This is a genomic window from Streptosporangium lutulentum (assembly GCF_030811455.1).
In the GTDB taxonomy this organism is placed as follows: domain Bacteria; phylum Actinomycetota; class Actinomycetes; order Streptosporangiales; family Streptosporangiaceae; genus Streptosporangium; species Streptosporangium lutulentum.
This window is the reverse complement of record NZ_JAUSQU010000001.1, coordinates 8,697,653-8,710,638: the sequence shown is the minus strand read 5'-3', so window position 1 is coordinate 8,710,638 and position 12,986 is coordinate 8,697,653. Positions and strand designations below refer to the sequence as shown.

11 protein-coding genes are annotated in these 12,986 nt (G+C 68.8%); 3 read left to right on the top strand and 8 right to left on the bottom strand.

The features are described from left to right. Nucleotides 1-828 precede the first annotated feature (828 nt). From J2853_RS39305 to J2853_RS39295, 3 genes are all read left to right on the top strand, one after another. Complete coding sequence (locus J2853_RS39305) at nucleotides 829-1,209, top strand: hypothetical protein (RefSeq protein WP_307566305.1); 381 nt, start codon at nucleotides 829-831, stop codon at nucleotides 1,207-1,209. Further along, nucleotides 1,178-3,172: a caspase family protein gene (locus tag J2853_RS39300; protein ID WP_307566303.1), complete on the top strand. Its 1,995-nt coding sequence runs from the start codon at nucleotides 1,178-1,180 to the stop codon at nucleotides 3,170-3,172. Before J2853_RS39305 ends, J2853_RS39300 begins: the two co-directional genes overlap by 32 nt. A gap of 327 nt (nucleotides 3,173-3,499) precedes the next feature. Continuing rightward, nucleotides 3,500-4,687 (top strand): ISAs1 family transposase, encoded by a 1,188-nt coding sequence (locus J2853_RS39295; protein WP_307557808.1) that lies wholly within the window; start codon nucleotides 3,500-3,502, stop codon nucleotides 4,685-4,687. Between the two features lie 120 nt (nucleotides 4,688-4,807). Here the strand turns inward: J2853_RS39295 and J2853_RS39290 are convergent, their stop codons facing one another. The 8 genes from J2853_RS39290 to J2853_RS39255 form a co-directional block, all read right to left on the bottom strand. Further along, nucleotides 4,808-5,587 (bottom strand): SDR family NAD(P)-dependent oxidoreductase, encoded by a 780-nt coding sequence (locus J2853_RS39290; protein WP_307568966.1) that lies wholly within the window; start codon nucleotides 5,585-5,587, stop codon nucleotides 4,808-4,810. After that, a complete protein-coding gene (locus J2853_RS39285; RefSeq protein WP_307566301.1) occupies nucleotides 5,584-6,825 on the bottom strand; it encodes an iron-containing alcohol dehydrogenase in 1,242 nt (413 codons plus the stop codon). Before J2853_RS39285 ends, J2853_RS39290 begins: the two co-directional genes overlap by 4 nt. Then, nucleotides 6,825-8,336 (bottom strand): NAD-dependent succinate-semialdehyde dehydrogenase, encoded by a 1,512-nt coding sequence (locus J2853_RS39280; RefSeq protein ID WP_307566300.1) that lies wholly within the window; start codon nucleotides 8,334-8,336, stop codon nucleotides 6,825-6,827. The genes J2853_RS39285 and J2853_RS39280 overlap by 1 nt, the downstream gene beginning before the upstream one ends. After that, entirely contained in the window at nucleotides 8,333-9,313 is a 981-nt protein-coding gene (locus J2853_RS39275) for a 3-hydroxyacyl-CoA dehydrogenase (protein WP_307566298.1), read from the bottom strand. The genes J2853_RS39280 and J2853_RS39275 overlap by 4 nt, the downstream gene beginning before the upstream one ends. Then, nucleotides 9,310-10,188 carry an NAD(P)H-binding protein gene (locus tag J2853_RS39270; protein WP_307566297.1) on the bottom strand — a complete coding sequence of 293 codons (879 nt, stop codon included), beginning with the start codon at nucleotides 10,186-10,188 and terminating at the stop codon, nucleotides 9,310-9,312. Before J2853_RS39270 ends, J2853_RS39275 begins: the two co-directional genes overlap by 4 nt. Before the next feature lie 77 nt (nucleotides 10,189-10,265). After that, complete coding sequence (locus J2853_RS39265; protein WP_307566295.1) at nucleotides 10,266-10,997, bottom strand: alpha/beta fold hydrolase; 732 nt, start codon at nucleotides 10,995-10,997, stop codon at nucleotides 10,266-10,268. A 10-nt stretch (nucleotides 10,998-11,007) separates the two neighbouring features. Next, nucleotides 11,008-11,433 (bottom strand): carboxymuconolactone decarboxylase family protein, encoded by a 426-nt coding sequence (locus J2853_RS39260; protein WP_307566293.1) that lies wholly within the window; start codon nucleotides 11,431-11,433, stop codon nucleotides 11,008-11,010. A gap of 108 nt (nucleotides 11,434-11,541) precedes the next feature. Continuing rightward, a complete protein-coding gene (locus tag J2853_RS39255) occupies nucleotides 11,542-12,909 on the bottom strand; it encodes an MFS transporter (protein WP_307566291.1) in 1,368 nt (455 codons plus the stop codon). Between the last annotated feature and the right edge of the window lie 77 nt (nucleotides 12,910-12,986).

Sequence of the window (12,986 nt, the reverse complement as noted above, 5' to 3'; positions counted from 1 at the left end):
GCGAACGAGAAGCGGGGACCTAAATCGGCCATCAGTGGTGACCTCGAACTGGCCACCTGTGGGGACTTTTACATGGCCACGGACAAACACGCGGCCCCACGGCGGCGGGAATAGCCAAAACGGCACTCACCGAGCCCCTCCTCCACCTCAATGTGCATCGACGAAGTAGCGGCCCTTCCCTCACCGCCGGTTGTGTTGTCCGGTCGGCTCAAGCAGTACTACGGCCGCCTCCGACGCCCACCCGGCCAGCAATCCACTTCCCGGCGTTGACCGGTTATAGGACGCCACGCTCCGGTAACACTTTCCGCAGGTCACCGGGCCGGGGAGGGCCTCCCCAGTTCCCGCCGTCACTATCGATGCGTTCCGCGCCCCATACGCCGGGGAGTTCTTCGCGGCTGCAATTTCCAGGCTCTTCGCCGCTTCCATGGCCTTCACCCCGATCTCGAGGGGCTCGGCTCTCCCTTATCCCGCCCCGAGGGACGGATGAGTAACGACGCCGCAGGCTTCGCGTCATGCTACGGACCGCATCGTCGCTCCCCCTTAAGGGCTTTTGACGCTGGGCTTCGACCCCGCCCGTTTCCAGACGAAGCCGCCAGCCTGCTACCGGGCCTCCTGGCAGCTACCCGGACCGGACTTTCACCGGCAAGCGACGGCGAGCTTACGAACATGCAGATCAGCCGCTATGTCACGGCTTCACCTCCAGTTCTGCTGGGCGCACGAGAAGACCTCATTGGGGCTTAATCCCTTCCAGTTATGTGGACGCGGTCTTAGCATGTTCTTGACGTCGTCATGCTATTTAGCGCTCATATCCGGATAAGGGGTCGGCTGATGACAAACGCGACAATTCGGCTGACGCTTCGAGTCAGTGACGAGAGGGCCGACCCGAAAGAGCTGGATGAGCTGACCGCTGGGCTCCGCCGGGAGCTGCTCAGTCTCGATGTCGACTCCGTCACGCCCTTGCGGACCGGGAACTCGCCAACAGGCACCAAAGGAGCTGACCTGGTGGTGCTCGGCGCGCTCGTGGCGACGATCGCGACGCCGGAGCTGCTCGCATCGGTCGTGGCCGCCGTCGGCGCCTGGCTTGAGAGTCGTGGACAGCGGGCGGTCAAGGTCGAGGTCGACGGCGATGTTCTTGAACTGACCGGCCTGTCGTCGCGGCAGCAACAGCGGTTCATCGATGAGTGGCTGCGTCGCCGTGCACAGCGGTGAACCTCCGGCGACCGGGCGGCGCAGTGCCCTGATCGTGGCCGGCTACGACTACCAGGATCCGGGGCTGCGGCGGCTGCGAGCCCCGGCTCACGATGCCGAGGCGCTCGCCGGAGTGCTGCGCGATCCTCAGATCGGCGGGTTCGACGTGCGGACGATGCTCAACGAGCCCGCATACGTGATCAGCGAGGCGGTCGAGGAGTTTTTCGCCGACCGTAGTCCTAATGATCTGCTGTTGGTGCACTTCTCCTGTCACGGGGTCAAGGACGAGAGCGGCGACCTGTACTTCGCCACCGTCAACACCAAACTGAGTCGGCTGAGTGCCACCGCGGTCGCGGCGGATTTCGTCAATCGGTTGATGAACCGCAGCCGATCCCGGCGCATCGTGTTGTTGCTGGACTGCTGCTACGCGGGGGCGTTCGAACGTGGCATGACGGCTCGGGCGGACACGACAGTGGGCATTGGGGAGCAGTTCGGTGGCCGGGGCCGAGCGGTGATCACCGCGTCCAGCGCGATGGAGTACGCCTTCGAGGGAGACCAGCCTCTTGGCGCCTTTGACGTGGCGCCCTCGGTGTTCACCGGCGCCCTGGTAGAGGGACTGACCAGCGGCGAGGCAGACCGTGACCAGGACGGCTGGGTAACTCTGGACGAGTTGTACGACTACATCTTCGACAAGGTACGGGAGGCCACCCCGCACCAGACACCGGGGAAGTGGACCTTCGGCGTGCAGGGGGATCTGAGGATCGCCCGTCGTGGCCGTCCCGTCACCACGCCCGTGCAGCTGCCACCCGAGCTGCGACAGGCGATCGACCACCCGCTCGCCAGCATCCGAGGCGCGGTGGTCAAGGAGCTGCAGCGCCTGATGGCCGGCGACCACCCCGGGTTGGCGCTGTCTGCCCGACTGAACCTACAACGCCTCGCCGACGACGACAGCCGCATCGTCGCGGCCGCCGCCAGGGCGGTGCTTGGCATCGAGGCGCGACCGGCGGGTCCGGTGCCGCCCAGGCTGGAGCCGTCCGCGTCCGTCGACGCCACGCCGATCACGGACTCCGAAACTAGGCCACCGGAGAAAACCTCGGACCCGCGCACGATGAGGGCGCCTGAGGCAGAGGGAGGACGTGAGAGCATGGGCGCGCCTCGTACGCCGGGGCTCCCTCCGGGAGGTTCATCGGTACCCGGGCGATCTCGACCCGATCCGGACCCGGGCGAACCGCCGCGCCGGCGCGACCGCCGTCTCTCCGCCAGGACATGGATCTTCACCGGGATCGGATCCGGCGTGGCACTGATCCTGATCCTGATCAGTGCCCTCCCCGCCGACTGGGACACGACGCCTCCGTCGACGGGAACGTCTGTCACGGCGCCCCCGCCAACCGGGAAGACCATCTTCCGAGACGACTTCACGACATCGGCGCACGAATGGGAGAACGAGGCCGGACAACGCGTTGGTGAATATAAGAACGGTGCGTACCGCCTTTCCCTGAACGCAACCAACGCTCATGGATACAGCTTGCCGGTAAAGGAAACCAAGGTGTATCCTCACGCCCCGCCGAGCCTCAGGATCGATGTCGATGTGCGCTTTGTCGCAGCGAGCGGTCACGACTTCGGTTATGGCATCGCGTGCCACGCGGACCGGAAAAACAGCAATGGCTACGCATTCGCGATATGGGGTAAATATGTCCATATTGGCAAGCTTGTTGACCATGACCCTTACTACAAGACCCTGAAGGTCCTCACCGAAAGTGAGCTCACCAAGCCCCTGGCCGGAACGATCAAGCTCCAAGCGGCGTGCATCGGCGATGACCAACAGGCCGTGCGCCTCATTCTCTGGGTGAATGGTCAGATGTTCGAGGCGACCGACAGGGATGACCCGCTCCCAATCGGCACCGTCGCCCTTCTGGTCGCGACTGGTGACCAGACGTCTTCGGTGGAGGCGGAGTTCGACAACTTCGTCGTCAGGCAGATTTGACCTGCCGATGCAGTTGTTCACCGGTTCGGGTCAACTTCAGTTCCAAGCTGCTACCGGCCGCCGCCGACCTACCGCTGGCCGCCATGGCACTCGAGTTGTCGTCCTCCGACGAGGATTAGTGCACTCCGCCTTCGTCGACATGTTGCCTGAAATGATTACCTGAGTAGAGCCATGTCCGATCAAGGCTGAGGCGTTCTCGGCTGCTGAGACGGTCGCAGCCCTGCAGCGGGCTGGCAGTAGAGGCCACCCCGATGCGGAGATGACAAACGCGACCCCTGATGATCGTCGGTGTCTAGCCAGTCGATCAAGAACAGGGGCCGCGTTCGCGTGCCATCATTCCCGATCAACGTGCTCGCCCGCCACTTGGAGCACGTCCCCGCTTTCGACCCATCGACCGATCTGCCCGCGCTGGCCGAGGTACTGGGCACCCTGCCCGACCCACGCAGCCACCGCGGACGTCGCTACCGACTCGGCCCACTGCTGGCCCTAACCCTGCTCGCCGTACTCAGCGGAGCCACCTCCATAGCGGCGATCAACAGATCCATCCACGGATACGACCCGGACATCCTGTCTCGTGCCGGGCTCCCCGGCACCGTTCGCCTGGCCGCCAGCACCCTGCGGCGACTACTCGCCCGCCTGGACGGCGACGCCTTCGACACCGCGACCGGCACCTACCTGGCCACCCTCGCCGCCGACGGCCCGCCCGCCACCGACCACCCCGAAAGCCGACCACCGCTGACCGGCCTGGCCATCGACGGCAAGACCCTACGCGGCAGTCGCACCGCCAACGGCACGGTGCACCTGCTGGCCGCCTTGCGCCACGACACCCAGACCGTCGTCGCCCAACGCCAGGTCACCGCCAAGAGCAACGAGATCCCTGCAGTTGCGCCCCTGCTGTCCGGCCTGGACCTGTCCGACGTGGTAGTCACCGCCGACGCCCTGCATACCCAGCACGCCCATGCCCGCCAGATCATCGACTCCGGCGGCCATTACCTATTCATCGTCAAAGGCAACCAGCCCACCTTGCACCGCCGGCTCAAGGCTCTGCCCTGGCGCCACGCCCTGCTCAACGACCGCACCGATACCCGCGGCCACGGCCGCCGCGAGATCCGCCGCCTGAAGATCTGCACCGTCCGGCCCGGCCTGCCCTTCCCCCACGCCGCCCAGGCCATCCAGGTCAAACGCCGCCGCACCGACCGCCGCACCGGCAAAACCACCATCGTCACGATCTACGCGATCACCAGCCTGCCGCCCGGCCGCGTCACCCACGCCCACCTCGCCACACTGATCCGCGGCCACTGGAGTATCGAGGCCCTGCACCACATCCGCGACGTCACCTACCGCGAAGACGCCTCACGCGTTCGGACCGGCACCGCCCCACGGGTCATGGCGAGCCTGCGTAACCTGGCCATCGGCCTGGCCCGCTTGATCGGCTGGACCAACATCGCCGCCGCCATCGACCACTACCGCAGCCACCCCACGGACGGCCTTCAGCTACTCGGTCTCACAACATGAGAACGCTTCGGCCCTGCCACAACCCGGACGAAGATCAGGTACAGCAGGAGCGAGGACGAACCGCAGGTCAACCGTCGTGGACGCGTATGGGCACACCACAGGCATACGCGCCGGCCTCGCTCATGCTCCGGCCCATCCCCCGTCGATGATGAGCAGCTGACCGGTCATGTAGGCCGACGCGTTCGAGGCCAGGAAGACGGTCGGCGCCACGAGCTCCTCGGTTGTGCCGAACCGTCCCGTCGGGATGCGGTCGAGCAGCTTCTGCCGGCGCTCGGGGTCGGCGAAGAGGTCCTTTGTCATCGCCGTTTCGACGTAGCCGGGCGAGATGCCGTTCACCCGGATGCCCTGGCTGGCCCATTCGCGGCTGAGTGCTCGCACGACGCCCATCAGTCCCGACTTGGCGGCGTTGTAGGCGACGAGGTTCGGCAGGCCGAGGATGCTCGTCAGGGAGGCGACGAACACGTGGTTCCCAGGGCGTTTTGCGGCGATCTGCCGGCGGCCGATCTCCTGGCTGAGCAGGAACGGCGCCGTGAGGTTGACCTGGAGGACCCGTTCCCAGGCGTCCAGCGGGAAGGTAAGGGCCGCCTCGCGGTGCTGGGTGCCCGCCGAGTGCACGACGATGTCGATCGGCCCGCCGAGGGCTGCCTCCGCGGCGTCGGTCAGCCGGACCACCTCTTCGGTCGACGAGAGGTCGGCCGCGACGACATGGGAGGTTCCCCCGGCCTCGGCGATGAGCGTCTGGGTCTCCTCTAGCTGCGCCGTGCTGCGCGACACGAGTGCGACGTTCGCGCCCGCAGCGGCGATGCCGACGGCGATCGCCCGTCCGATGCCGCTGCTGGCGCCGGTGACGATCGCGCGCTTGCCCGCGAGGGAGAAGATGTCGACATACGCCCCGGTCATGACCACCACGACCGATCTCCCTTGAAGGCCTTGTCGAGGATCAGCTGCATCGACTCCGTCGTGAGCGCGCGTGGGTTGTTCGCGGTCAGGCGGGTCGCCTGCATCGCCTGGGCTGCGACCTTCGGAATGGCGTCGGCGTCGAGGCCGAGCTCCGCGAGGTCGCCGGGCACGCCGATGGCCAGCAGGATCTCGTCGACGCGTTCGATGCCGGCGTGGGCCTGGTCGAGGTCGTCGGCGGTGGCGTCGGCCACACCGAGCAGCCGCCCGATCTCCGCGAACTCCGGAATGCGCTCCGGCAGGTTGAACCGCATGACGTACGGCAGCAGGGCGCCGACGCCGAACCCGTGCGGAGTGTGGGTGAGTGCCCCGATGGGCGACTGGAGTGCGTGCGCGGCCGCGGTGCCGGTTGTGTTGATGGCGAGCCCCGCGTGCAGCGCGGCCCGCATGGTGTCGCTGCGCGCCTCAAGGTCGTCCGGAGCCGCCATGACCCGCTCGAGTGAGGTGCCGAGCAGCCGGATGCCGACCCGGCAGTGCTCGTCGGTGAGGACGTTCTTGCCGACGTAGACGTAGCGGTCCTGGGTGCCGGGCTCGGGGTTCTTCGAGCGAGCGGTGAAGGCTTCGACGAGGTGCGAAAAGGCGTCGGCTCCCGTGGCCGCCGTGAGGCCGGGCGGGCATGTCAGGGTGAAGACGGGGTCGACCACCGCGGCGGTCGCCTCGAGGTACGGGCTCGCGATGCCCACCTTCATCCCGAGGTCGGGGTCGTAGACGACCGAGATGCAGGTCGACTCGGCGCCTGTGCCACCCGTGGTGGGCACGGTGACGATCGGCACGGTCGGCCCGGGCACTTTGAACTCGCCGTAGTAGTCGGACACGGAGCCGCCGTGCGCGAGCATGACCGCCGCGATCTTGGCCATGTCGAGGCAGCTCCCGCCGCCGACTCCGACGACGACGTCGAACGTGCGCCCGTCCTGCGTGGCGAGCAGGTCCTCGACGTTGGTGCGCGGCAGTTCGGCCTCGACGTCGGCGTAGACCGACACGTCGGCGCCTCGCTCGGCCAGCGACCGGAGGATTTCGGCGAACTCGGCGCTCTGCTCCATCCGCCGATCGGTGACGATGAGCGCCCGGCTGCCGATCGCGGCGACGGTTCCGGCGATCGAGCGTCGCTCGCCGGGCCCGAACAGGATCGTCTTCGGCTGTCGGACGACCCCGAAGCCGGTGAGGTTGACGTTGCGGGACATCACCACTGCGCCCTCTCGTCGTCGATGGTGAGCGCGATGTAGTGCGCTTCGAGGAATTCCTTGACGCCCTGGTCGCCGCCCTCGCGGCCCAGGCCGGAGGCCTTGGTGCCGCCGAAAGGCGCCACCGGGTCCGCCATGATGCCGCGGTTCACCCCGACCATGCCGCATTCGAGCTCTTCGCCGATGCGGATGGCACGCGAGATGTCGCGCGTGAACAGGTACGCGGACAGGCCGTACTCGGTGTCGTTGGCGAAGTCGATCGCCTCGGCGACCGAGTCGACCGTGTAGAGCATCGCGACGGGGCCGAACAGCTCGTCGCACGCGAGCCGCGACGACCGGCCGGCGCCACGCAGCACCGTCGGCTCGTAGAAGAACCCCTCACCGGGTACGGCCTTGCCGCCCGTGAGGAGCTCCGCCCCTTCCGCGACCGCACCCCGCACGAGCTGGTCGATCCGCTGCCGCTGCTGGGCCGAGATCATCGGTCCCATCTGCACGCCGTCGGCGAAGCCCGGGCCGATCTTGAGCGCCTCGGCCGCCGCGGTGAACTTCTCGGTGAACTCGTCGGCGATGTCGCGATGCAGGATGATGCGGTTCGCCGCGACGCACGCCTGACCTGCGTTGCGGAACTTGCAGACGACCGCCTCGCGCACTGCGAGGTCGACGTCCGCGTCATCGAGCACGATGAACGGCGCGTTGCCGCCGAGCTCCATCGACGAGTGCGTGATGTGCCGTGCGGCGAGCGTGAGCAGGTGCGACCCCACCGCGGTGGAGCCGGTGAAGCTCAGCTTCTTGAGGCGCCGGTCGGCGAGCAGGGTCGTGGAGGCGGCTTCCGAACGCATCGTGTGGATGAGGTTGACGACCCCGTCCGGCACCCCGGCGTCCTGCAGCGCCTGCACCAGCAGGGCGATGGTGAACGGGGTCTGCTGCGCCGACTTCACGACGAGCGTGCACCCTGCCGCGAGAGCCGCGCTCATCTTACGGGCGCCCATGAGCATCGGGAAGTTCCAGGGCGTGATGAGCAGGCTGGGGCCGATGGGCTGCAGCGACGTCACGACGCGGTAGCCGGGGTTGGAGCCGGGCCCGAAGTCGCCGTGCAGGTGGCCGATCTGTTCGATCGACCACTCGAAGAAGCCCATCGACAGTTCGAACTCGGCGGCCGCCTCGGCGCGCGGCTTGCCGCTCTCGACGACCATGACGTCGATGAACGCATCGGCGCGCTCGCGCACGAGGTCGTGCGCGTGGCGCAGCAGACGCGCCCGCCGGCGCGGGTTCAGCGACCCCCAGGCGCGCTGTGCCTTCTCCGCGGCGTCAAGCGCCTGAAGGGCTTCGGCCTCGGACGCGTCGGACACTGCCGCGAAGGCCGAGCCCGTCGCCGGGTCCGTCACGTCGAACGTCGCGTCGAGGTCGATCCACCTGCCCCCGATGTGTATGCCGGTGGGCACCTCGTGCCCGTGGATCGGCGTCGTCCGCCGGCCGACGCCGGGCGACGCCTCCAGGGTGGCTTCACTCATGGGAGTTCCTTTCCGATCGACTCCGCCGGCGCCAGGCGCCGTTCGTCCTGTTGGTCGAGATGGCGCCGCAAGCCGGCCAGGTGCCGGTCACGCCACATCGTGCGTGCCTCCCACTCGTCGAGCGGGAGGATTTCCCGGCGTTGCGCGGTCACCTCCGCGACGAGCTCGGGCGTCCACGGGTCGTGCTGCCCCCGCTCCGCCCCCATCCGCTCGTAGGCCGGCCCGAGGCGGGCCGCGTGGGCGGCGATGCCGCCGCGGGTGTTGAGGTCGGCGGTCTCGAACGGGCCGACGACCGTCCAGCGCAGCCCGAGGCCCTCGCGCACGATCGTGTCGAGCCCCTCGACGTCGACGACGCCGTCGCGGACGAGGCAGTAGGCCTCCCGGAGCACGGCGCCCTGCAGACGGTTGTAGACGAAGCCCGTCACCTCCGCGCCGAGCACCACCGGCATGAGGTGCGCCGCCCGCAACAGCTCCGTGGCGCGGGACACGACGTCCTCCGCCGTGAACGGCGCGGGCACGACCTCCACGACGCGGATGAGGTAGGGCGGGTTGGCCGGGTGCAGCACAAGACAGCGTTCGCGCCCGGCGAGCTCGTCCGCGAACTCGCCGGCCCCGAACGCCGAGGACGTGGACGCGAGGATCGCGTGGGGTGGCGCGGCGGCGGCGATCTCCCGGAACACCGCGCGCTTGGTCTCGAGATCCTCCGGCGTGCACTCGAAGACGAGGTCGACGTCGCCGATCGCCGCCGCGAGGTCGGCCCCCACCGAGACCCGCGCCGCGACGTCGGCGGGCGACTCGGTCAGGAGGCCGGTCTCGAGCAGGAGCCGGAGGCGTTCGTCGAGCCGGGACCGCACGCCGGCGGCCATCTCGCTCGACGGTTCGTGGACCTGAACGCGGCTCCCCGCCTTGGCGAAGACGACCGCCATGGCGAGGCCGATGCTCCCGGCGCCGACGATCCCGACCACTGGCGCGCTCATCGCTGTGCCTGTCTGCGGGCCACACTCTCCGCGACGGTCGACGCGCGGTGGCCGGTGAAGGCCGGGACCACGTCGGTGAGCGAGCCGAACTCGCCCTTCGCGATCGCCTGGAACCACGAGATCCAGCGCTCCACCTCGTGCGGGTCGTCGGTGCGGCTGCGCCACGCGATGGCGTCCTCGACCGATTCGGGCTCGTACACGTAGTGCCGCCCCGTGGCCCGGGTGAGCTGCTCGGCGGCCTCACCCATGGTGACGGCCTCCGGCCCGGTGATCTCGAGGATCGCGGCGTCGACGTCGCGCGGGCCGGACGGTCCCGGCGCGAGCACTTCCGCCGCGACGTCCGCGATGTCGTCGTGGTCGACCGCGGCGAACCGCCCGTCGCCGGCCGGCCCTCGGATCACGCCCTGCTCGTCGGCCCGGGCCGTGAGCATGCTCGCGTAGATCGAGGGGCGCAGGACCGTCCAGCGCACGGGGCTCGCGGCGAGGTACTGCTCGGTCTGCCAGTGGTCGTGCGAGTGGGCGAAGGTGGCGTGCTCGGCGGCGCCGACGAGGGAGACGTACACGATGTACTGCACACCGCAGGCCACGGCGGCATCGATGGCGCACGCGTGCTCCTCGAACCGGCGTGGAGAGAGGCCGCCGGACACGAGGAAAAGGGTCCGCACGCCCTCCAACGCACCCCGCATCGCGGCGTCGTCGCCGTAGCCGGCCGGCCCGCGGTGCTCCGCGCCGACGAGCGCCGGCAGGCGGGACGGGTCGCGCGCGACGAGGGCCATCGGCACCCCACGCTGGGCCAGACGGGCAGCAACTCGCGATCCGAGGGCGCCGGTGGCACCGGTCACCGCCACCAGGCCGGAGGGTTCTTCGCTGAACATGTGGATTCCCTTGGGAGTGACTGAAGCAGCTCACTGACGATAAAACAATTCTATCATGTGCCGGACCAAGCGTCTATTTAGCGAGAATTATTTGCCCAGTCGACATGGGCCCCGACGAGTGACGAGAACCGGCCCGGCTGTTCGAGCAGGCCCATGTGCGCGTCGTCCGTCTCGACGAGCCGGGATCCCGGCACCTGCGAGGACGCCGCTCGCACGGACTCGATCGACACCGACCGGTCGCGCCGGCCTGCGACGAACGTCGTCGGCACGCCGACACGCCCGAGGTCGTCCTGCACGTCGTGGTCCGCGATCGCCCGCCACGTCGCGGCGAGCGCCACGGTGTCGGCCGCGCGGAGGCGTTCGGCGGCATACGTGATCGGCGCGGGACGTGGCGTCGCCGTGAGTGCCTCATGGGTGAACCACCGCTCGAGCGTCTCGCTCACGAGCGCCGGCGCGCCGACCCGCTCCGTGTGCCCGGCCCTCGCCAGGACGGCGTCCCGGTCGGTCCGAGCGGTGGTGAACGCCGCCAGGAGGGAGAGCACGAGGCCGGGGTGTCGCAGCGCGACGTGCATGGCGACCATCCCGCCGAGCGAACAGCCGGCGAGATGGACAGGCTGGGTCAGCCGTCCGGCAACCCAGTCGGCAAGCTCGACGAGGGACCCGGGCGGTCGGGCGGCGCCGGCACCGGGGGCGCCGGTGCCGGGGAGCGAGAGGGCCTGGAGACCGGGCACGTCAAGCCAGTCGGCGACGTGCGCGTCGAGCGCGACAGGGTGCAGCAGGACGACCGGTGCGGCATGCGGGCGCGTCATGATTTCCGTCTCAGCTCGGTTCCGAGCCACCGAGTTCGGAGCCCGCTTCCGCGCGCACCTGCTCGATGACGTCCTCGATCACCCGGCTCGCGTCGATCGCGGCCGGGAACCCGCAGTACGCGACCGCGTGCACCGCGATCTCGCGGACGGCGTCCTCCGTCAGGCCGTTGCGCAGCGCCCCTTTCACGTGGAGGCGCAGCTCGTGCGGACGGTTGAGCGCGATGAGCATGGCCACTGTGACAAGGCTGCGCTGCTGCGGGGCGAGCTCCTCGCGGGTCCACACCGTGCCCCAGCCGAACTCGGTGACCATCCGCTGGAGCGGGGTCATGGCCTCGGGGTCGGAGCCTCCGTTCGCGTCGACGTGGCGCGCCCCGAGCACCTGACGGCGCATCCGCGCACCGCGCTCGAAGGCACTGCCGCCTGTTGTCTCACTCATGTTCCCGGGTCCTTCGTCGTCGGCGGTGGGACGAACCGTCCCCTGACTCCTAACGGCATGGTGCCGTCCCGCCGGAAGAGGCGAGCCGGCACCATGCGTGCGAACACCTCAGGCCTGAGCCGGCGTCGTCGAGCCGTCCAGCTTGAGCTCCTGCGCCTTGAGCGACTCACTCTCGTCGGCGAACATCGACCGCTTACCCGTCTCGGGCAGGAAGATCCACGTGATCACGCCGGCCAGGAGGGCCACCGCGCCGAGGTAGAAGCCGGGGGCCAGCGGGTTGCCCGTCGACGAGACGAGGGCGGCGGCGACGAGCGGTCCGGTGCCACCGACGAGGGCGAGGCCGATGTTGTGGCCGATCGCGCCACCGCTCATGCGGGACCGCGCCCGGAACATCTCGGCGAGCACGACGGACGTCGACACGTTGACGACCGACTGCGCCAGCCCGAAGAGGATCAGGCCGGCGATGGCCGCGACGATGCCGGCTCTGAGGAGCATGAAGACCGGCACCGCGACCAGGCCCAAGACGATGAGCGAGATGACGAACGGCCTCTTGCGGCCCCAGAGGTCGCCGATCAGGCCGGCGAACGGGCACATGAGCGAGTAGAGGATCAGGCCGATCGCGGTGAGGCCGATCGCCGTGGAGCTGCCGAGGCCGACCGTCGTGCTGAGAAAAACGTTGAAGTACGTGAAGAAGTAGTAGATGCCGAGGCCGGCCGCACTCGCGAAGACGGCGACGATGAGGATGCTCTTCACTTCCTCCTTGCCGAAGCCCTTGAAGGGGTTGACCGGCGCCTTCTCCTTCTCACGTAGCTTGACGAAGACCTCGGTCTCCACGGCCTTCGCCCGCATGACGAGCGCTACGACGCCGATCGGCAGGGCGAGCAGGAACGGGATGCGCCAACCCCACGACGACATCTGCGCCGACGTCAGGGTGACGGTGAGGGCGAGCACAAGCGTGCTCGCGGTCAGCGTGCCGAGGGCGGCGCTCACCGAGATGTAGCTCGACCAGACGCCCCGGCGGTTGGGCGGTGCGGTCTCGGTGATGAACGTGCCGGCGCCCGCGAACTCGCCGCCGATCGAGATGCCCTGGAGCGAACGGAGGAGGACGAGCAGGATCGGGGCGGCGATGCCGATCGCGGTGTAGTTCGGCAGCACGCCGATGAGCGCTGTCGAGAGGCTCATGAGGACGATCGCCCAGACGAGCGCGTTCTTCCGGCCGTAGCGGTCTCCGACGTAGCCCCAGAGGACGCCGCCGACGGGCCGGAAGAAGAAGGTGACGCCGAAGACGGCGAGCGACGACAGCAGCTGCGCCGAGGCGTCTCCTGGGAAGAAGTTCGCGCCGATGATCGCGGCCATGAAGCCGTACGAGCCGAAGTCGACGTACTCGATGTAGTTGCCGAAGACGGCCGCGACGGTCGAGCGCTTCGCGCCGGGGCGTGTTTTTGCGGTGGTGTTTGCTGGTGTAGCGGTAGCCATAGGGCTTCCTCCGACCTCGTCCGTGAGGCTCCGCCGGAACGCCCCCAATCGACCGACGTGCGCACGGTGTTCCGGCA